The 20,782-nt window shown below is 41.5% G+C and carries 15 protein-coding genes; 6 read left to right on the forward strand and 9 right to left on the reverse strand.

All coding sequences use genetic code 11. The features are described from left to right. Window positions 1-38: 38 nt before the first annotated feature. From B9Y69_RS05850 to alaS, 3 genes are all read right to left on the reverse strand, one after another. On the reverse strand, window positions 39-728 hold the full coding sequence (locus tag B9Y69_RS05850; protein ID WP_085472096.1) for a response regulator transcription factor: 690 nt from the start codon (window positions 726-728) through the stop codon (window positions 39-41). Between the two features lie 95 nt (window positions 729-823). Next, a complete protein-coding gene (locus tag B9Y69_RS05855) occupies window positions 824-1,921 on the reverse strand; it encodes a TlpA disulfide reductase family protein (RefSeq protein WP_085472097.1) in 1,098 nt (365 codons plus the stop codon). 13 nt (window positions 1,922-1,934) lie between these two features. Next, window positions 1,935-4,547 (reverse strand): alanine--tRNA ligase, encoded by a 2,613-nt coding sequence (gene alaS / locus B9Y69_RS05860; RefSeq protein WP_085472098.1) that lies wholly within the window; start codon window positions 4,545-4,547, stop codon window positions 1,935-1,937. Between the two features lie 225 nt (window positions 4,548-4,772). Between alaS and B9Y69_RS05865 the strand changes: the two genes are divergently transcribed. From B9Y69_RS05865 to B9Y69_RS05880, 4 genes are all read left to right on the forward strand, one after another. Further along, a complete protein-coding gene (locus B9Y69_RS05865) occupies window positions 4,773-5,618 on the forward strand; it encodes a universal stress protein (RefSeq protein ID WP_085472099.1) in 846 nt (281 codons plus the stop codon). 14 nt (window positions 5,619-5,632) lie between these two features. Continuing rightward, window positions 5,633-6,499, forward strand: coding sequence for a universal stress protein (locus tag B9Y69_RS05870; protein WP_085472100.1), 867 nt, complete (start codon window positions 5,633-5,635; stop codon window positions 6,497-6,499). Between the two features lie 152 nt (window positions 6,500-6,651). Beyond that, window positions 6,652-7,968 carry an OmpA family protein gene (locus tag B9Y69_RS05875; protein ID WP_085472101.1) on the forward strand — a complete coding sequence of 439 codons (1,317 nt, stop codon included), beginning with the start codon at window positions 6,652-6,654 and terminating at the stop codon, window positions 7,966-7,968. Window positions 7,969-8,166: 198 nt separating this feature from the next. Beyond that, complete coding sequence (locus B9Y69_RS05880) at window positions 8,167-9,987, forward strand: DEAD/DEAH box helicase (RefSeq protein ID WP_085472102.1); 1,821 nt, start codon at window positions 8,167-8,169, stop codon at window positions 9,985-9,987. 54 nt (window positions 9,988-10,041) lie between these two features. On the opposite strand, the gene B9Y69_RS05885 is transcribed toward B9Y69_RS05880, so the two are convergent. From B9Y69_RS05885 to B9Y69_RS05910, 6 genes are all read right to left on the reverse strand, one after another. Then, window positions 10,042-10,641 (reverse strand): HPP family protein, encoded by a 600-nt coding sequence (locus tag B9Y69_RS05885; RefSeq protein WP_085472103.1) that lies wholly within the window; start codon window positions 10,639-10,641, stop codon window positions 10,042-10,044. Window positions 10,642-10,645: 4 nt separating this feature from the next. Then, window positions 10,646-11,419 carry a 23S rRNA (guanosine(2251)-2'-O)-methyltransferase RlmB gene (gene rlmB / locus B9Y69_RS05890; protein WP_085472104.1) on the reverse strand — a complete coding sequence of 258 codons (774 nt, stop codon included), beginning with the start codon at window positions 11,417-11,419 and terminating at the stop codon, window positions 10,646-10,648. Between the two features lie 198 nt (window positions 11,420-11,617). Further along, complete coding sequence (locus tag B9Y69_RS05895; protein WP_085472105.1) at window positions 11,618-13,405, reverse strand: DNA polymerase III subunit gamma/tau; 1,788 nt, start codon at window positions 13,403-13,405, stop codon at window positions 11,618-11,620. 100 nt (window positions 13,406-13,505) lie between these two features. Beyond that, window positions 13,506-14,228 (reverse strand): MIP family channel protein, encoded by a 723-nt coding sequence (locus B9Y69_RS05900; protein ID WP_085472106.1) that lies wholly within the window; start codon window positions 14,226-14,228, stop codon window positions 13,506-13,508. 141 nt (window positions 14,229-14,369) lie between these two features. Next, window positions 14,370-15,536, reverse strand: coding sequence for a hypothetical protein (locus B9Y69_RS05905; RefSeq protein WP_085472107.1), 1,167 nt, complete (start codon window positions 15,534-15,536; stop codon window positions 14,370-14,372). A gap of 97 nt (window positions 15,537-15,633) precedes the next feature. After that, window positions 15,634-18,360 carry a TonB-dependent receptor gene (locus tag B9Y69_RS05910; RefSeq protein WP_085472108.1) on the reverse strand — a complete coding sequence of 909 codons (2,727 nt, stop codon included), beginning with the start codon at window positions 18,358-18,360 and terminating at the stop codon, window positions 15,634-15,636. A 221-nt stretch (window positions 18,361-18,581) separates the two neighbouring features. Between B9Y69_RS05910 and B9Y69_RS05915 the strand changes: the two genes are divergently transcribed. After that, window positions 18,582-19,220, forward strand: a complete 639-nt coding sequence (locus B9Y69_RS05915) for an ABC transporter ATP-binding protein (protein WP_144036516.1) — start codon at window positions 18,582-18,584, stop codon at window positions 19,218-19,220. A gap of 3 nt (window positions 19,221-19,223) precedes the next feature. Further along, window positions 19,224-20,777 carry an ABC transporter permease gene (locus tag B9Y69_RS19305; protein WP_234991114.1) on the forward strand — a complete coding sequence of 518 codons (1,554 nt, stop codon included), beginning with the start codon at window positions 19,224-19,226 and terminating at the stop codon, window positions 20,775-20,777. Window positions 20,778-20,782: the final 5 nt, after the last annotated feature.

The raw sequence follows: 20,782 nt of genomic DNA on the forward strand, positions 1-20,782 counted from the left end.
CAGGGATACATGCAATAATTTCTTTGTATTGTTCTATACTAGTTCAGCTCAAATTTGTAGCCTACACCTTTAACGGTAAACACATAATTCTCACCAATTTTTTCACGTAACTTACGAATGTGTACATCAATCGTGCGGTTAGTAACAACGACAGAATCTTCCCATATCGCTTTAAGGATCTGCTCCCGCGTAAACACTTTATTTGGCTTAGATGCTAAAAGATAAAGCAACTCAAACTCTTTTTTAGCAAGGACGATCTTCTCCGTTCCACGATAAACCAAAAAGGAATCCCGATCGATAACCAAGTCCATGATATCCAGCTTATCACTACTCTCCACCACCGTCTCGCTCGCATTTCTACGTAAAATAGCGTTAATACGACTCATCAATGCGCGGGGCTTAATAGGTTTGGCGATATAGTCATCCGCCCCTACATTAAAACCAGCTATTTCAGAATATTCCTCACTACGAGCCGTCAAAAAGACCATAAAGGTATGCTTAAACTCAGGCATTGATCGCATTAAGCGGCAAGCCTCAATACCATCCATGCCAGGCATCATAACATCCAAAATGATTAAATCCGGATTTACCTGTTTAGCGATCTCAATACCTTCTTTGCCATTATGAGCCTGATAGACCTGATATCCTTCTTTTGTTAAATTGTAGGAGATCAAATCAACGATATCACGTTCATCATCTACCACTAGTATTTTCTGTTTGGCACTCATACTTGTTTTTTTGCTAAATTATGTACTAAATGGTAAATCAAAGTTAATGTAGTGTTATCATATTGTTAAGTGTTAACAATAGATAAACATAAATATTAACGCAAAGTTTGTTCTAAAAATCTTTCCAATTCCTTTCCTCGAAGGTTTTTAGCAATAATAATCCCATCCGGATCCAACAAGTAAGATGTAGGGATCGCTTTTATCTTATAGTCTACCACAAGTGCTGAGCTCCAAGCTTGTAAGTCAGAGACCTGTGGCCATGTCAAACCATCGTCCTTAATAGCACGCATCCAGCTTCCTGGATTATTATCCAGGGAAACCCCCAGAACAGTAAACCCTTTATCCTTATACGTATTGTATTGTTTTACAAGGTTCGGATTTTCTTGTCGACACGGAGCACACCAAGAAGCCCAAAAGTCAACCAACACATATTTACCTTTGAAATCCGCAAGCTTCACCGGTTTATTATCTGGTGTAAAGGAATCAAATGCTGGAGCCGGTTGCCCTATCGCTAAGCGCTTTAACTTAGCTGCCTCTTCCTTAAATTGAGATACATACCTATTTTCTGTAAACTGATCTTTAATCTCCTCCGCATAGGCTAAGATTTCACGTTCTGCCACTTCGGGATCCAACGTACTGATGGCATAGAAGCCCGCTAGATTCTTATGCTTGCTCGCAAAATCAACGGCTTGCGTCGTATATTGAGCAAGCTTCGCTTTAAACTCCGTCAAGTAAGCAAAACGTAAACTTTCGATTTCCTCAGAGCTTTTATCTGCCGTCGCCTTCGCAAAAGCAGACTGTAGCGAATCTTGCACAAACTCCTGTCTCCGCTTGTATGGCGCAAAACCTTGTAATGCCGATGATAACGCAGACCCTTCCACGCTATAATTCTCCGGGCTATGCATATCCGCAACAAATTTCAGCTCCTCGCCCGGTGTCAGGATGATCGGATACTTATTATTGCCAACAGCTAGCGAAAGTAATCTAGGTTGTGTAGCCTCTCGTTCAAACTTAAATTTATTGCCGTCGGCCAGAAAAACAGAATCGAGCTTACGATCCCCTTCGTAAAAGGCGACAACCTTTACATTTCCCGGGTTTTCAATATGCCCAGAAACATGAATAACATCCTTATTTGAACAACTCACGAAAGCCATAGCTCCGAGCACACTTAAACAACCTAAAATCTTTCTCATATCATTCGTTATCTTAATTCAAGAAATCCTTTGCCCGCGCAATTGCTTTAGACAGGCCAGCACTCAACTTTCCACCAGCCGTAGCAAAAAACGGCTGACCGCCCCCGCCACCTTGAATATCTTTTGCCAAATCCTTTACAATAGTTCCAGCATTCCATCCCTTTTCTTTCGCCAAATCATCCGAAATGGTAACCGTCAAACTTGGCTTACCGTCAAAATCAGCACCCAATACGATAAACACATTATCCATCGCACCTTTCAATGCATACGCGAGTGTCTTCACCGCATCTGCATTTGGCAGATCGACTTGCATCGCCAAGAAATTAACACCGTTTATTACTTCGAACTTCGTTTCCAAGTCGCTCTTCAGCGCCAAAGAACGTTCTTTGATTGCGTTCTCAATCTCTTTACGAAGCTCACTGTTATCTTCAATCAATTTGCCTACCGAAGCAACAAAATCCTTCGGATTATTCATCAGCTCACGCATTTTATCAACCAGCTCAAACTGTTCCCGAATCACGGCATACGCTTGTGTACCAGTAATTGCTTCGATACGACGTACCCCCGCTGCAACAGCCGACTCGCTGATAATCTTGAAAAATCCAATCTGACCTGTAGAACGCACGTGTGTTCCGCCACACAATTCCTTCGAGAAGGCATCCTCAAAAGTGATCACCCGAACATAGTCGCCATACTTCTCACCAAATAATGCGGTAACACCTGAATCTATCGCTTGCTGATACGGAACCATACGCTCCTCTTTCAAGCTGATATTCTCACGGATTTTTTGGTTGACAATATCCTCAATCTGTTTAATCTCCTCGTAACTGATTTTCGCAAAATGCGAGACATCAAAACGTAAGATATTAGGCGATACCAAAGAACCTTTTTGGTTAACATGGTCACCTAAAACCTGTTTCAATGCAGCATGCAACAAGTGGGTTGCAGAGTGGTTATTCTCGGTATCTACACGCTTCGTCTTATCAACGATAGCCTGAAAATCCCCTGTAAGTACCGGTGGCAATTGATTTACAAAATGTACAATCAATCCATTTTCTTTTTTTGTATCGATAATATGCACCTTCTCATTTGCTTCAGAGATCAACAGACCGGAATCCCCAACCTGACCACCGCCCTCCGCATAAAATGGCGTAACAGACAGCACCAACTGATATTGATCTTTTCCTTTAGCCGATACTTTTCTATATTTTAAAATCTGCGTTGTTGCTTCCAAATAATCGTAGCCAACGAAAGTCGACTCGTCATCATCCTGCACCACAACCCAGTCGCCCGTATCAATAGCAGTCGCTGCACGGGAGCGTTCCTTCTGTTGTTGCAAAGCGATATTAAATCCTTCCATATCCACTTGAAGCCCTTTCTCACGCGATAAAAGCTCCGTTAAATCGATTGGGAATCCATACGTATCAAACAATTCAAAAGCAAATTCACCATCTACACTTGTATGTTCTGCAGCATAGTTTTCAAAACGCTGGATACCGGTAGTTAAGGTACGTAAAAAAGACACTTCCTCTTCCAGTACAACCTTTTGTACAAAACTCACTTGTTGGATCAATTCATCAAACACGCCTTCAAACTGTGCCGCCAACAAAGGCACCAACTCGTTGATAAATGGAGATTTAAAATCTAAGAAAGTATACGCATAACGAACTGCCCGACGAAGGATACGACGAATAACGTACCCAGCCTTATTATTAGATGGTAATTGGCCATCCGCAATCGCAAAACTTACAGCGCGAATGTGATCCGATAATACGCGCATCGCAATATCAGTTTTTTCATCAGTACCATAGGCAATACCGCTACGTTCTGCGATAAACTGAATGATAGGTTGAAAAACATCCGTATCGTAGTTTGATGTTTTCCCTTGAATACAACGTACAAGGCGCTCAAAGCCCATCCCCGTATCCACATGCTTAGCAGGTAGTGATTCTAAACTACCATTCTTCAGGCGATTGAACTGCATAAATACCAAGTTCCAGATCTCAATAACCTGTGGGTGGTCTGCATTAACTAGCTCCTGCCCTTTCACTTGCGCACGCTCTTCGTCGCTACGCATATCGAAATGAATTTCTGAACAAGGCCCACACGGTCCCGTCTCCCCCATTTCCCAGAAGTTGTCCTTTTTATTACCCAACAGAATACGGTCCTCTGCAATAAGCGCCTTCCAAAAGTCATATGCTTCCATATCACGATCTAAGCGCTCACTTGCATCACCTTCAAAAATGGTAACATACAACCGATCTTTATCCAACTTGTAAACTTCGGTCAACAATTCCCAAGCCCAAGCAATCGCTTCTTTCTTGAAATAATCACCGAACGACCAGTTCCCCAACATCTCGAACAAGGTATGGTGATAGGTATCGATCCCCACCTCTTCCAAGTCATTGTGTTTCCCAGATACACGCAGACAGCGCTGTGTATCGGCTACGCGTGGGTACTTGGCTTGTGCTTCGCCTAAAAACAATTCCTTAAACTGGTTCATCCCGGCATTGGTGAACATCAAAGTAGGATCGTTCTTAACAACAACAGGCGCCGATGGCACAATCTGATGCCCCTTACTCTTGAAAAATGCTAAAAAAGCTTCGCGTATTTCTTTACTGGTCATGGAATTCTATGCTATTTTTTTGATGGGCAAAGTTACTCAAAAATGCTTGGTCTTACAATGTGTTGCGCTCAATATTAAGGAGTAGACGCTATTCTGACAAAATGTTAACCAAACAAGGCGCCAATACCATGAAATTTTCGTAATTTTCGGTGGAAAAATATCTTCGTTATAAAGACACATAAACAGGTATCTCTTACGACGTAAGAAGCACTCATATTCAAAGACATGAAGAAACTTTTAGTACCCACCGATTTTTCAAACAATGCTTATCATGCCGCCGATTATGCTGCCCAACTAGCAGTAAAACAGCAATACGGGGTTCATATCTTACACTGCTACACGGCGCTGTCTTCCGGTTTTTCGGACACGGAAAACATCGATGAAGACAGTCACACCCTCAAGGCGGATATCACCATGAAAGAATGGGTCGAAAAACTTCAAAATGCCTACCCGACACTGGCCATATCCTACAGTAATGAAAGGGGGCTGCTAGAGGAAGTTATCCCACAACAAGCCGAACAGGGACATTATGAAGCTATTGTTATGGGCACCACGGGCGCATCCGTAGACAAAAATATCTTCTGGGGAAGCAATACGGCCCTAATTATTGGAAAATCAAATATTCCGGTGATTGCGATCCCGAACATAGCCATAACCACAAATAGTGATAAAGTAGGCTTGTTAACAAACTTCAAACCTGATGAATTGTTAACCTTACAAGAGTTCTTACAGTTATATAATAAGACCATAGATCTGGAATTAATCCATATCTATGATGAACATGAGGATGTAGATGAAGTCAAAGCGAAACTAGACGCTTGGATTTTTAACATTCGTAAGTTCAACCATATCGAAAAAATCGGATATGTAATCTCGCCAACCGTAAAAGATGATCGAGATCTGGACACCATCCCCGAGGTTATCGCGAAACTGGTGGAAGTTGCGAAAATAGAAACTATCCTTGTTTCCAAGAGTCGGAAATCGTTCTTTCAAAGACTTTTCACACCTTCTATATCGAAAGCAATGGCGTTGGATCTTCAAACCCCAGCCTTTTTTAGTAAAACTATTTAATAACACAATTCAACATGAGAAAAATATTAGTTCCAGTAGACTTTTCCGAATACTCTCAGGTAGCGGTAGAATATGCATGTCAGATCATTGAAAGTAATCCCGAACACCATGAACTAGACTTGGCGCATGTGTTCACGATGCGCTCAAATATGTTTGTGAATAGAGAGGTTAACCCCGAATTGGTCGACCCCCAAGTGGAAATCGCTAAGAAAAGCATGAAAAAACTGATCGAAGTAATCGAGATCAAATATCCAACAGTCGTTTGCCATGAAATCTTTAAGGACGGAAACCTCTACGAAGAAATCAGTAAAGTGACAGCTGCGTTTAACTACGACGCCGTCATTATGGGAACTAAAGGATCTTCTGGTCTCGAATCTGTATTCCTTGGAAGCAACACATATGATGTAATCTTGAACTCCAAAACCCCGGTGCTCGCAGTACCTAAAGAAATAACGGTATTCAAAAAAGAACGCATTGGTTTATTATGCAATTTCAAACCTGCAGAATTTGAGGCGTTGGAACAAGCGATCAACTTACTGGGCAATAATTTTGAACTGGTACTTATCCATGTAAACAAGAATGACGAGACCATCGCTGTTATCGATGAGCGCTTCCAAGCTTGGATCGAACAGATTATAGCAAAGACCGGAATTACAAACATCTCTTATACGGTAAAATCACAAGTGCTCTACAACCGGACCGCAGAGAACCTATCGCATGCCATAGACAATGTAATCATCGATGAGCAAATAGACATCCTTCTCGTCACGAAGAGCAGAAAGAGCATTTTCCGTAAATTAGTGGAAGAAAACATCGTAAGGAAGCTTGCTTATGAATCTACTATCCCGAAATTTTTCGCCAAAGTACACGCAACAAGTTAACGTAAAGGTGAAACAAGCGCTGCGAATGAAGAAAATTTCATTATTTAAAACGATAATTTTGTAAAATGTAAACTTTTTTCTACATCTTTATTTTAATAATTACAGCGTGTAACGTTTTATATTATAACTTTGCATAAAAAAAATAAACAAGTATGAAAAACCTTAAAAATTTAACTTTCTTACTCGCAGCTGGTTTGATTTCAGCTGGTGCGCAAGCACAAACTAAATCAACAATAGAGGGTACTACGCCACTAGGTAGCAGTTCAGAATATCGTACGTGGTCTATTGGTGTAAACGGAGGTATCCTGAACCAAACGAACTTGTTTAACTTTGCACGCAGAGGCAATACGGACATGGATAACAACGCTGGGTACAGCGTGTATGTTAAAAAACAAATCTCACCTTCTTTCGGTATTAAAGCACAATACTTAGGTGGTAAAGTAGGTGGAAAAAATGCGGTATTAGGAACAGGTTTTGAAACAAAAATCCCGTACTCCGTAGCTTTATCTGGAGAGTACACGCTAGCCAACGTAAACTGGAGATTTTTCAACAGCGTAATGAAGCCTTATGCGGCATTAGGTTTAGGTGTAATGAACTCTGAAGCAACGCTTATCGATGGTAACACACAAACTAAACAGGACAAAATCACGAAAATGTATGTTCCTGCTGACATCGGTTTGAAATTCGCGATCGCTAAAGGTGTAAACTTTGACTTAGGCTACCAATTAAACTTTGTTAACAAAAACTTTGACGGTGTTGTTAATGGCGTGTTCCAACCTGATGTATTCACATACATCCACGCAGGTGTTGAATTCGCTTTAGGATCGACTGCCAAACCATTCTTAGGAAACAGTAACCCTGTCGCTACCTTACTAGCAGACAACGCAGCGAAATACGACGCCATTAAAGCAGAGCGTGATGCACTAAAAGCAGCAAACAATGCATTGACAGCGAGATTAGACAAATGGGATAGTGACTTGAAAGATGATGATGGTGACGGTGTTCCAAATAAATTTGACAAATGTCCGAACACCCCTTCAGGCACTAAAGTAGATGGCTCAGGCTGTCCACTTCCTGAGATTAAACACGAGACAACTGTTATCGAAAAAATCATCACCGAAGAAGATAAGAAAGTCGTTGACGAAGCCATCAAAAACTTAGAGTTTGAATTGAGCAAATCAACAATCCGTGAGAAATCATACGCTTCTTTGGATCGTGTTGCAGCGATCTTGATTGAGAAAAACTTTAGCTTGAAACTAGCAGGCCACACAGATAACACAGGTTCAATGCAATTGAATATGCGTCTATCGAAAGAAAGAGCCGAGGCAGTAAAAGCTTACTTAGTATCTAAAGGAGCTAATCCTTCACGTATCGAAGCGACTGGTTACGGACCAACACAGCCTATTGCAACAAATGCAACAGCAGAAGGCCGTCAGGCTAACCGTCGTGTGGAGTTTACTTTGTACTAGACTAACCCACATTATAAAGTTAAAGAACCTCCCTCGGGAGGTTTTTTTTATGGCCTAAAATATCCAAGCCACATAACAGTAAGTCAATGATTCGCTACAAACCTTAAAGTTCTGTTTGCAAAATGATTATAATAATTAAATAATTTTCCTTATCTTTGCACCGCCTTAGGCAATAGTGCCTATTGTATATTTTATTTCATGAACCCATTTTTAGAATTGGGAATCCGTCATGAAGTTGTTAATGCCATCACTGAGATTGGTTTTGAAAAACCATCTCCTATTCAGGAAAAAGCCATTCCTGTTTTATTGACTGGTAACGACGATTTTGTCGGATTAGCCCAAACCGGCACAGGAAAGACAGCGGCATTTGGTCTTCCACTATTAGAGTTAATTGACTTTTCTCAAAAACATCCTCAAGCGTTAGTGCTTTGCCCTACCCGTGAGCTATGTTTACAAATCGCAAAAGACATTGAAAAATTTGCTAAGTTCATCGATAACGTTAACGTTGTTGCGGTGTATGGTGGTGCAAATATTTCAGATCAATTGCGTCAAATCCGTCGTGGTGTACAGATTGTTGTTGCTACACCGGGACGTATGCTTGACATCATCGGCAGAAATGCCATTGACTTCTCCAATGTAAAATACGTTGTATTGGATGAGGCTGATGAGATGTTGAACATGGGTTTCCAAGAAGATATCAACAATATCCTTTCGGAAACACCAGACACTAAGAAAACATGGTTATTTTCAGCAACCATGCCTAGAGAGGTTCGTCGTATAGCACAAAACTATATGTCTAACCCATTCGAGTTAACCGTAGGTACAAAAAATACGGGTAACGCAAACATTGAGCACCATTATTATTTAATCAAGGCTAAAGATAAATATGCGGCGTTCAAACGTATTGTAGATTTCTATCCAGAAATCTTCGGTATCGTGTTCTGTCGTACAAAGATCGAAACACAAGAAATTGCTGAAGCGCTTGTTAGAGATGGTTATAATGCAGATTCACTGCATGGTGACCTTTCACAACAACAACGTGATAAAGTAATGAAACGTTACCGTGACCGTAGTTTACAGTTGCTTATCGCAACGGATGTAGCTGCACGTGGTATCGACGTTAATGACGTAACTCACGTTATTAACTTCTCTTTACCGGATGAAGTAGAGAACTATACGCACCGTTCAGGACGTACAGCTCGTGCGGGTAAAACAGGTATCTCTTTATCGTTAGTAAACGTTAAAGAATTGAGTAAAATCCGTCACATCGAAAAAATTATCGGTAAATCTTTTGAGAAAAAAGAAGTTCCTCAAGGTACAGAAGTATGTGAAAAACAACTTTTCGCCCTTGTAGACAAAGTACACAATGTAGATATCAACGAAGAGCAAATTGCACCATTCTTACCAAAGATTATGGAAAGTATGGAAGATTTGTCTAAAGAAGATATCATCAAACGCTTTGCTTCATTGGAATTCAACCGTTTCTTGGAATATTACCAAAATGCGCCTGACTTAAATATCGAAGCCCGTGAAGGTGCCGGTAGAGAAAGAGGTGATCGCGATGACCGCAGAAGTCGCCAAGGATCTAAAGGTTATACCCGTTTGTTCATGAACTTAGGTTCTGTCGATGAATTTAGCCGTGGAGATATGCTTGGTTTCATCTGTAACACAGCGAAGATCTCTGGCAAATCAATTGGTAAGATCGACCTTAAAGGTGTTTTCACGTTCTTTGAAGTGGAAGATGCAGAAGTTAACCGTGTATTTGATGGCTTTAAAGACATCGATTTCAACGGTCGTCAAGTACGTATCGAAGTATCTGGAGAAGGTGGTGGCCGTTCCGAAGGTGGACGTGGCGGTAGACCTCGTGGTGGAGACCGTGGCCCACGTAGTGGTGGCGGTGATCGCAGAGATCGCAACCGTGGAGAACGTTCAGGTGGTGGTAGCCGTGGAGGCGAACGTCGCGAAGGCGGCTTCAGAGACTTCTCTGGCAAACGCCAAGGATCTAGATCTAAATATTAGTTTTCCAATAGTATATTAAGTAAAAAGGACCGTTACATTGTAACGGTCCTTTTTTTATATCCTACGCTTTAGTTTCAATTGCCTACGCCTAGAACGTCTCAAGCGCGAACTTTTGACTGGATAATGGCGCTTTGGTGTAATATTATTAAACAACAGAGCCACCAAAAGTAAGATAACAGTTCCCGATAAGACCGGACTTAATACATACCAATATCCTAACGATGCTATTTTTGTACCGCCAGTGACAGCAATCAGCGCTGTCGCTCCTCCAGGCGGGTGTAACGTCCGCGTCACTTGCATACAAACGATGGACGATGCCACAGCAAGAGGCGCAGTCAACCAAATGATATCGGGCAACAACAGTCCAACAGTCACCCCAACGATAGCCGATACCACATGCCCACCAATAAGGTTACGCGGTTGCGCCAAAGGACTCTGTATCGCTCCGTAGACCAAAACGGATGAAGCGCCAAAAGAACCGATTAAAAATACATTTTCCAATTGAGGTAAACTAAACGACTGGATAAATGCAATAATAAAAATACCCACAAAGGCACCTAGGAATGACCAAAAGTGCTCTTGTGGGTCTACAAGCGTTTCTTTATAAAAGACATAACGATAAACACGTAATTGTCTTTTTATATGTTTCTTCAATTTTTTACTTTTTACGTTGACGCACCGCTTCGTAGATTACTACACCTGCCGAAACTGATACGTTTAATGAACCGATAGTTCCTGTCATTGGAATCTTAGCCAATTTATCTGAAATACGAATCAACTCATCCGAAACACCAACGTCTTCCGCTCCCATGATGACACAAGTCGGAACCGTATAGTCTACATCATAAATTGAATCGTCTGTTTTTTCCGTACTCACAACCAGCTGTACACCTGACTCGATTAGGAAGCGCCCCGTCTTGCCCAAAGCATCTTGACGACATACCGGAATCTTATATAACGCACCTGCGGAGGTTTTAATCGCATCCGGATTGATTTCCGCTGACCCGCGCTTCGGTACAATAATCGCATGCACACCCGCACACTCCGCGGTACGCGCAATCGCACCCATATTACGCACATCCGTAACGCCATCCAACATCAGCAGTAAAGGTGTTTCCCCCTTTTCGTAAATAGTTGGCAATAGATCTTCAATATTATGGTAGGTAATCGGTGAAATCACACCAATCACACCTTGATGATTTTTGCGTGTTATACGATTCAACTTCTCAATAGGTACCTGTTGGAAACTGATGTTATGTTCTTTTAGGAGCGCCTTAAGTTCTAAAAACAGGCTACCACTTAACCCACGCTGCACAAACAGAGATTCAATCTCTTTTCCGCTATCTATTGCTTCAATAACAGCACGGATACCGAATACCATTTGATTTGTCTCTCTTTTATCGTCGCGCTCACGGCGTTGGAAATTTTGCATTTTCTTTAATTTTATTTTTGCGGATAAATAGCACATTTACCCTTATTATTCGTTTCTACCCTACTTTCTCGACAAGCAGGTTCACCTACCTTCTTCCTGCAATTAACCGTATGATAGCATCTACAAATCTTGCATCTCTACCGTTCGATCTCTTGCACCACAATTTCAACATGCAAAGATAGGAAAAAAGTTAAGTGTCTAGCTCAAACCTAGATTAAACGCTTTACGCAAAGTTTCCAACGCAGGATTCTTTGCAAGCATTGCCTGATATTTTTCTTGTGAGGTATAAGGTTTACGCGATTTGGTAACCTCGACTTGTACACCTTGGATGTCTAATGCAAAATTAGAAAGTTCTGGACGTAGGTAATTCAAAAGATCGATCTTCCCTAACTTAAGCTCATCCATCTGAACACCATTCTCTACATCAACTTCAATCAATGTGCCATTCAAACGTGGTGTATTCGCCGTCATAATGGTGTAGAGCGTAATCTTACTGGTCTGCTTCAAGGTGTCCGCAAAAGCGTTCCATTTTGATAGAAAAGCATTCAACGTCACTTCGCGATACTCACTCCCTTCTACCAGGTCGATCTCCGTCTCCTCTTCGGTAATTTTATCTTCAAAAATCGTGTTTAGATTAGGAACGACAACGGATGACTCAATTTTTCCCCATCCTTTTTTTGCGACAGGCTTCTCCGCTACCGGTGTGGTCGTTGCAATCGGAGGCGCCGACTTAATAGCCGGACTTTCAATAAACGAAGCGGTCGCAGGACGTGGAGCCGGAATCGCTGCTGCGGATACCGTCGGCTTCGCTACAGGTTGCTGCTCAGGGAGTTTTTTTTTTACCTCTGTCGCCCCATTTGGCACAAAGCTCCCCTGTTTACTCAGCGCTATTGCCGAAGCAATGTGGCACATCTTCAATAAGGCAAGCTCCACTTGTAAACGTTGGTTTTTGCTGCTCTTATAATTTATCTCACATTGATTGGCTATATTCAATGCCGAAAGCAATAGACCCGAGCTTAGTGCTTGTGCCTGCTCCAGATATTTCTTCTTAATGGTATCACTAACCTCTAACAACTTCAATGTTGCCGGTTCTTTCGCCACAAGCAAGTTGCGAAGATGCGTCGATAGTCCGCCGATAAAGTGGCCACCGTCAAAACCGCTGTTCAACACCTTATCAAAAATCAATAAGGTCTGTGCCGCATCTTCCCGGACAATGCAATCCAACAATTGAAAATAATAATCGTAATCTAAGATGTTGAGATTGTCAATTACGGATTGATAAGTAATCTGCTTATTGGAAAAGCTGACGATTTGGTCAAACATGGACAAAGCATCACGCAAACCGCCATCCGCCTTTTGTGCAATAATATGCAGCCCGTCATTCTCATACGTAATCCCTTCCTTATTGGCAATTGATGCTAAGTGATTCGCCATATCTTCCACCCGAATCCGGTTAAAGTCAAAAATTTGACAGCGGGAAAGGATTGTTGGCAATATCTTATGCTTCTCTGTCGTCGCCAAGATAAAAATGGCATAGGAAGGAGGTTCCTCTAATGTCTTTAAGAAAGCATTAAAAGCGGCCTGTGAGAGCATGTGCACCTCATCGATAATATAGATTTTATATTTACCGGTTTGTGGTGGGATGCGTACTTGCTCAATGAGGCTCCGAATATCGTCCACTGAATTATTAGAGGCCGCATCGAGTTCATGGATACTAAATGAATTACCGTTTTGAAAAGAACGACAGCTATCACATTCGCCACAAGCTTCCACCTGCTCGGAAATGCGTTCGCAATTTATTGTTTTCGCTAAAATACGTGCACAAGTAGTCTTTCCCACCCCACGCGGTCCACAAAATAAAAAAGCTTGCGCTAATTGATTGTTATGAATTGCGTTCTTTAGGGTTCCCGTAATATGCTGCTGCCCCACGACAGAGTCGAAGGTTACTGGGCGATACTTCCTGGCCGAAACAATAAAATTATCCATTGCACGAAGATAAGGAATTTGGAAAGTAAAAAAAACAGTCCCTGGAAAATGATTATTTTCCAGGGACTGTTTTACTATTAAATAGTGGTGTGCTTTCTATTTAATTCGCGCCTTTAGGTTCAATTGCATTCCAAACAAAAGCTGCGACTACCGCACCTACGATTGGAGCAACCAAGAACAACCATAACTGCGATAAAGCTTGTCCTCCAGCTAATAAAGCAGGGCCAAATGAACGCGCAGGGTTAACCGATGTTCCAGTAACCGGAATAGCCACCAAGTGAATCAGAAGCAAAGTGAAACCAATAGCCAAACCTGCCATCGTACTGTTTCCAACTTTAGATGTAGTCGCAAGGATAACGAAAAGGAACACGAAAGTCAATACAGCCTCAATTAAGAAAGCCGCCGCAGTTCCGTACTCATTTTGGTAACCTTTACCCCAACCATTAGAGCCATACGCCCATTCACCAGCTGTAAAACCAGCCAGTTGGCCACCCAGAATTGTCTGCAACACAAAAGCACCGAGAAGCGCGCCCAGCAGTTGTGCCAAGATATACAATCCCGCGTCTTTAGCAGACATCCGTCCTGCTGCCAAAACCCCAATCGTTACCGCTGGGTTGATGTGACACCCAGAGATACCGCCAATAGCATAAGCAAATACAACAACGGACAAACCAAAAGCAACAGAGATTCCCAATAACCCTAGCCCTGATAAGCCGCCTGCTGTATCCACGCCAGCAACCGCAGCGGCGCCACAGCCGAAAAGAACAAGTCCAAATGTACCGATCAATTCAGCAACAAATTTTGAAGAAGATTTAATTTCCATACGAAATATTTAATAATTGACTAATAACCTAATCGAATTTAACACTTTTTCAATTATTTTTCGTTAGTCAATAATAAAAAAAGAAAAAAAAAGAGACGTTTAAATTAAACGTCTCCTTATTACTACTATTAAATTCTCAGCTTATAAACCAACAGTCCATCCTTTTGCCCACTCTGGCGTAGCAGTTCCGGCACCAGCACCAGTAGCATTTGCATTTTCTGTAAACACTTTAGTCACATCTACAGCTGCACCCGCTGTTGTAGATCCTTTAGCTTTTGTTGTTACGTTATCAAATTTCACATTCGTAGCTTTCATTTGACCTGCACTCACAAACGCGACACTTTCATCGTGTTGAACATCAAAACCTACATCCCAATTGCTCAAGACAACATTATCAAAGGTACCATTTGTTCCGAAACGCAATTTGATCGCTTGTGGTTCAGCTCCTTGTTTACCGAGACCAATAAGTGTCAAGTTTTTAATTGTTGGGTTCGAAACAGGTGTCAATTTAAGATTCGTTGAGTTGTTATCCGCTTCAATGCCTCTATTTCCTCTTCCTAAACCTTCCTTACCATACCAGTTTTCATTCGTACCATTCCAACCTTCAGTCCAGTCAAATTGATCATCTTCACTTGAAGTAGATACTAAGTATTTTGTATTAACCGTACCACCGAACCATTCAAATCCATCATCAGAACCTTCGTGAACCTGTACATACTCGATTGTTGTACCGCTACCTACGCCGAAAAGAGAAAGTCCGTTGAATTCTTTTTCCGATGTATATGAATAACCTGAATACTCGATACGTAAGTACTTAATGCTACCAGAATTGTCATTAGCAACTGTTCCACCGTATGTTAAGGTTGCAACTTCTGAACTCGCAGTAGCACCTCTATTAATTGGTGCTTTACCACAAATTACAACACCACCCCATGCACCAGGTTTTTTCTCTGCTGCCGTAATAACTACTGGCTTCGCGCTTGTTCCTTCAACGAAAATCTGTCCGCCTTGTGCAACGGCTATATAACGAATTTCCTCTCCCGATTTAAACGTTGTTGCCTCTACGATTACACCAGCCTTAATGGTCAATTTTCCACCGTTAGCCACAACAAGCGATCCGGTCAACTTGTACGTGCCGGATTCTAAAATCAGATGCTCACCCGCTTTAACTTCACCTTTTAAATTGTTGCGATCAATAGTTTCAGGTGGAACTTCAACTGGATCTTTATCACTACATGATGTTGTGAATACCACAGCAGAAGAAGATAATGCTGCTAGAAGTAAAAGAGTAGAAATTGATTTTTTCATTTTTTTCGATTTAATCTTTTTGTTCAATTTTAATCAAAGGAATAGAATTACTATATCTATATGATTAACAGTTTATTAAATTATTGTTAACTGACTTTTATAATTGATATTTTAACGAAAGACTGAAATTTGCACCACGTTTGTACGAAAGAACCTTTACTGGAACCGCATCCTCTTGCCATCTTTGAAACTCTGGATTTAAGATATTTCTCGCACTCAAGTCTAAACCAATACGCTTCGACAGTTTGCTCTTCAATACAAAATCCATCGTTCCCAATCCGCGATCCACTTGATCTCCCAATCCATTAACACCAATCGCAAATAGTTTATCAGAATAATAGTTGTACAGCAATGTTGCGGTGATACTACGCTCGTTCGTAAATTTCTTTAAGTAAGATAAATCCGCATTGATCAACACATCAGATGCACCGGTGAAGCCAGCTTTATCTTTTACATCGAGGTTATACAAACCATTGGTCTCGCGGTTAACCTTAACAGCATCGAGATTTTGCGTTGTACGCATCAATGCGGTATTGAACCCAAAGGATAACTTATCTTGTTCTTCATTGAAGGTCAAAAGGTCTTTTTTCAACTCCAACTCCACACCATACACATACCCTTTATCGCCCGTATTGATGTAAGAAATATCATTAGTCGCAGAGCTGATCGTAATCTCGTTAATTGGATTTTTAATGTATTTACCAAAAGCCGTTACCGAAAGCAATTCCGATGATTTCGGGAAGAACTCCCACTTCAAATCCACATTGTAATTATCAGAAGGGTACAAATATGGATTTCCTTTATACACAACGTTGATCTCTTCATAAGGAAACAAAGCACGTTCTTTAAACTGTGGTAAAGTATATGTTTTACTTGCTCCCAAACGAAGGTTTTGTTTATCGTTCAGCGTATACTTTAAATTTAAACTTGGAAGCACACCATTCTTTTTGAAGGTATTATTGCCTCCTGCAGGAAGTTCTATACTGTAATAATCCACATATTGACGGATATTTTCATAACGCATACCCAATACCGCGTTTAGCTTCTCTGTTAGTTTATAATCTAAACTCGCATATCCAGAATAGATATCCTGTTCCCCATTATAAGTTTGATAACCATTCCCGGAAAATGATTCTAAATCATAATACACCCCAAAATTTTGCTGATTAAGAAATAGATCTAGATTTTTTGGATCAACCGCTACATTTCTATAGTCCGGACGGATATCAAAATTCAACTGAATGGCTTTAAAAGCGCGTTCTTTGCGACGACCATCTATCCCCACAGTTAATTTTCCTCTGTCGTTATCACCAATTTTATACGTCGCGGCAATGTTACCTGCAATTTCATTTTCAGTTAGCAGGTAAGTATAACGGTGATTGTCAGCCGCGTTGTTTCGAACAAAAGTCCACTCTCCATTTGAAGATTTTAATGTACTCTGCATACGGTCAGGCATATCTCCATTTACACGATTATAGGCAAGTCCCCACTGTAGGTCAATCTTTTGATTCAATTTATGAGTTCCCAACAACTGATTAATTATTAATTGCGTTTGTTCGTATGTTCCGCGCTGAATTAGACCGTTGTAATCTTCGGCCTTATCGACAATATATCCTGAAAAATTATCGCGGTATTGATCCGAAGAATTAACAAACAAAAAGTTATACGTTAATTTGTTATCGTTGTTGATTTGGTAATTGGTGTTTAACATGGCTGTAGTAGCCGTATTGTAACTTACTCGTTGTTGGTTCAACGCTTTTAATGGCGCTCCCTGTGCACTAAAATTACTATTCACCCCTTCACGATAACCATATCCATTGGCAAAGTTGGCCATAGCGAAAAAACTTAAACGACCATTCTCCCCTACACGGTACGCATCCCCCGCTTTCAGGCCAAAGTTTATCGGCGTCATCGACTTCTTGGTATCGACCCAACTGTTTTGGAAATGATAACTTCCAGTTGCATCCGCAGGAACCTTATAATTGGAAAATCCCCAGTAATTAGGCCCTTGCTGCATATACAGATTGCTGGTATTGCCTAATACATTTGTATTCACGGAACTACCTACTGATACTTCAAACATACGGTCACCTTTATAATCTTTCGATGCAATATCAATACTTGCTCCACCAAAATCACCATTCAAGCGCGAATGGTGTAGCTTATCCACACCTACATAATCCACCACATCCGTACTAAACATATCCAATCCAATATTCTTCAAATTTGGATTATTCGAAGGGATAGGCAGTCCATTCAACGAAGTAGAAATGTAACGGTCTCCGAGTCCGCGTACATATAATTGCGTGTTTGTCTCTTGCTTTGAGACACCCGACATCTTTGTTAATGCCGCTGCGGCATCTGTAATCCCCTTCCGAGATAACTCTTCTGCCCCTATCTTTTCAACAGAAAGGGACGATAATCTACGCTCCTCTAAAAGCGCGATTTCACTAGCCCGCTCTCTGCGTCTAGTAACCACAACCTCTTCTAAAGTAGAGCTTGCATTAATTAGAGAAACCGGCACAAAAGCCCAATCGGCAGTCTGGAGGTTAAAACGGGTAGAATCGGCTTTATACCCCACGAACGTACACACAATCGTGTATTCATTTGCTTTGGTCGGTAGATTGATGGAAAATTCTCCCTTTTCATTGGTTGATGCCGCATAAGTTGTGTTAGCAACTTTGATACTTACACCAGGAATGGGCTGAAAAGTCTCCAAGTCAAGGACTTTTCCTTTAACCCCAAATTGTTGTGCTTTAGTAATCGAAACCTGTGTTAAAAGCACCGAAATTAATACCGCAACATAATAGTTTAGCTTGTTCATAGCGTGTTAAAATTATGTTGCAATATTATGAGCTAAGTATTAGCTGAATATTAACGATGAATTACCATTACATCAGGTAAATATTAAAAAATTGTTAACGCCTCAGGGGTGCATTGGCCGCAAGGAACTTATGTATTTTTTTCGTTAAAAAACAAGGCTACATCGCTATTATTCGGACTTCTATAGAATTGTTCGTAATTTGCAACATAATCGCATTACGTATGGTTGAAACAGTATTAGCATCGAAAGATTTAAGTTTTCAGTATCCGGGAGCACCGACATTATCGTTTCCGGATATGACGATCTCTAAGCATCAGCATAGCCTGTTATTGGGAAACTCAGGCACCGGAAAGACCACACTCTTACACCTTTTAAGCGGACTTTCCGATCCACACCATGGCACCGTAAGTCTGCTTGGTCAAAATCTCTTCGCACTATCCAGCTCTTCACGTGATGCTTTCCGCTCGCAAAACTTGGGATTCATTTTCCAGGAAGCACATCTCTTACGGAACCTAACGGTGCTCGAAAATATCAAACTCGCCCAATCTTTAGCGAAGAAACGGATAGATAAAGATCATATCGTGCAATTGTTAACGACACTACAACTGGGGGATAAAATCAACAGCTTACCGCATCAACTTAGCCGCGGACAAAAACAGCGTGTGGCGATTGCACGTGCCGTAATAAACAGTCCGGCACTACTTCTTGCCGATGAACCAACAGCGTCCCTGGACGACACAAACACCCAACTAGTTTTAGATTTACTGTTCCAAATCGCAGACCAGCATGGTTCCACACTCCTCATTGCGACACACGACAAACGTATAAAAGATCATTTCACTAACGCCTATCAACTGTAACACATGAATAATCTACAACTTGTCTGGAGAAACATCCGACAGCAATTTGGTTCCACTTTGCTGAGCATCTTGTTAACCGCTTTTGGAGTAGCTATACTATGTGTCATCTACATTACGAGCGATAGCCTGGAAAAACAATTAACCAACAACAGTAAAAATATTGATCTTGTTGTGGGGGCCAAAGGTAGCCCATTACAACTTATTCTAAGTTCACTCTACCATATCGATAATCCAACCGGAAACATCGCACTTAGTGAGGCGCGGAAGCTTGCTACGAACCCATTCATCGAACTGGCTGTTCCAATTTCTCTTGGAGATAATTTCAAAGGACACCGCTTGATTGGTACGGAGATATCCTATTTTCAGCTATACGATCTCAAACTTGCACAAGGTATGGTGTGGAAGAAAGCCTTTGAAGCTGTTATCGGTGCCGATGTTGCCCGTAAACGAGGATTAAAGGTGGGCGATAGTTTTCACACAGCGCACGGACTTTCTGCCGATGGCCATGTACACGATGAGCATCCTTTCCGTGTGGTCGGGGTATTAAATAAATCGAATTCTGTCGTAGACAACCTTATTCTTTGCAATCTGGAAAGCGTTTGGGATGTTCACGGTATTGCACATGAAGACCATAATCATGATGACCACGACCATGACCATGATGGCCACGATCACGATCATGATCATGATCATGCACATACGGAAACAAATGTAAAACAGGAAGTGGCAGCAGCGGTAACGACGCCTGTTGCGCAGGATAGCAATCAAGCTGTCGCAAATAAACCTGTTAATGCACATAATCACGACAGTGAAGGCCACGATGATCATGACCATGCACACGACAGTACCGCTACGACAACCGCGGAAGAATCATCACCTGGCGCGGCGCGTCAAGCCATGATGGAAGCGCGAAATGCACAACAGCAGGAAAATCTTATTGCGCCCGCACAGGAAGCACAAGCGGCCGATGAAACCTTGGTTAAAAATATTGGTGACGATATGATTGAGGATCGTGGAGAAGAAGTTACTGCATTATTAATAAAGTACAGCTCCCCGGCAGCAATTGGCGTCATCCCGCGTTTGGTGAACCAATCTACGGATATGCAAGCCGCTTCTCCAGCTATTGAAAGTACACGGTTATTCTCCCTTTTAGGTGTTGGCTTGGACTCACTCACGGCACTGGCTTTCATCATTATGCTTATCGCTGGTTTAAGCGTCTTTATAAGCTTGTACAATGCGTTAAAAGACCGCAAGTATGATTTGGCTATTATGCGCTCTTTAGGCGCCTCCAAGGGAAAACTGTTTAGCCTTGTTATTCTTGAAGGTTTTATTATTACCCTTCTAGGGGGAATCATTGGACTCTTGTTAGGCCATATTGCCTTATACCTAATCAATCAACAAACGAGCGAAAGCGCGGATTTTATCGAAGCATTGGTCATCAATGAAAAAGAATTTTTACTGGTCGCTGTAGCCTGTGCTATTGGTATTTTTGCCGCACTTATACCGGCAATCAAAGCATACAAAACCTCTATTTCAACGATCTTAGCAGATAAATAACAAAG

It is taken from the genome of Sphingobacterium psychroaquaticum (genome assembly GCF_900177625.1).
In the GTDB taxonomy this organism is placed as follows: Bacteria; Bacteroidota; Bacteroidia; order Sphingobacteriales; family Sphingobacteriaceae; genus Sphingobacterium; species Sphingobacterium psychroaquaticum.

What these genes read in the sequence shown, in the direction of transcription:
- B9Y69_RS05855 (WP_085472097.1), bottom strand. Translation starts at nt 1,921, where the DNA reads ATGAGAAAGATTTTAGGTTGTTTAAGTGTGCTCGGAGCTATGGCTTTC.
- B9Y69_RS19305 (WP_234991114.1), top strand. Translation starts at nt 19,224, where the DNA reads ATGAATAATCTACAACTTGTCTGGAGAAACATCCGACAGCAATTTGGT.
- B9Y69_RS05865 (WP_085472099.1), top strand. Translation starts at nt 4,773, where the DNA reads ATGAAGAAACTTTTAGTACCCACCGATTTTTCAAACAATGCTTATCAT.
- B9Y69_RS05910 (WP_085472108.1), bottom strand. Translation starts at nt 18,360, where the DNA reads ATGAACAAGCTAAACTATTATGTTGCGGTATTAATTTCGGTGCTTTTA.
- B9Y69_RS05875 (WP_085472101.1), top strand. Translation starts at nt 6,652, where the DNA reads ATGAAAAACCTTAAAAATTTAACTTTCTTACTCGCAGCTGGTTTGATT.
- B9Y69_RS05900 (WP_085472106.1), bottom strand. Translation starts at nt 14,228, where the DNA reads ATGGAAATTAAATCTTCTTCAAAATTTGTTGCTGAATTGATCGGTACA.
- B9Y69_RS05870 (WP_085472100.1), top strand. Translation starts at nt 5,633, where the DNA reads ATGAGAAAAATATTAGTTCCAGTAGACTTTTCCGAATACTCTCAGGTA.
- B9Y69_RS05880 (WP_085472102.1), top strand. Translation starts at nt 8,167, where the DNA reads ATGAACCCATTTTTAGAATTGGGAATCCGTCATGAAGTTGTTAATGCC.
- B9Y69_RS05895 (WP_085472105.1), bottom strand. Translation starts at nt 13,405, where the DNA reads ATGGATAATTTTATTGTTTCGGCCAGGAAGTATCGCCCAGTAACCTTC.
- rlmB (WP_085472104.1), bottom strand. Translation starts at nt 11,419, where the DNA reads ATGCAAAATTTCCAACGCCGTGAGCGCGACGATAAAAGAGAGACAAAT.
- B9Y69_RS05905 (WP_085472107.1), bottom strand. Translation starts at nt 15,536, where the DNA reads ATGAAAAAATCAATTTCTACTCTTTTACTTCTAGCAGCATTATCTTCT.
- alaS (WP_085472098.1), bottom strand. Translation starts at nt 4,547, where the DNA reads ATGACCAGTAAAGAAATACGCGAAGCTTTTTTAGCATTTTTCAAGAGT.
- B9Y69_RS05915 (WP_144036516.1), top strand. Translation starts at nt 18,582, where the DNA reads ATGGTTGAAACAGTATTAGCATCGAAAGATTTAAGTTTTCAGTATCCG.
- B9Y69_RS05850 (WP_085472096.1), bottom strand. Translation starts at nt 728, where the DNA reads ATGAGTGCCAAACAGAAAATACTAGTGGTAGATGATGAACGTGATATC.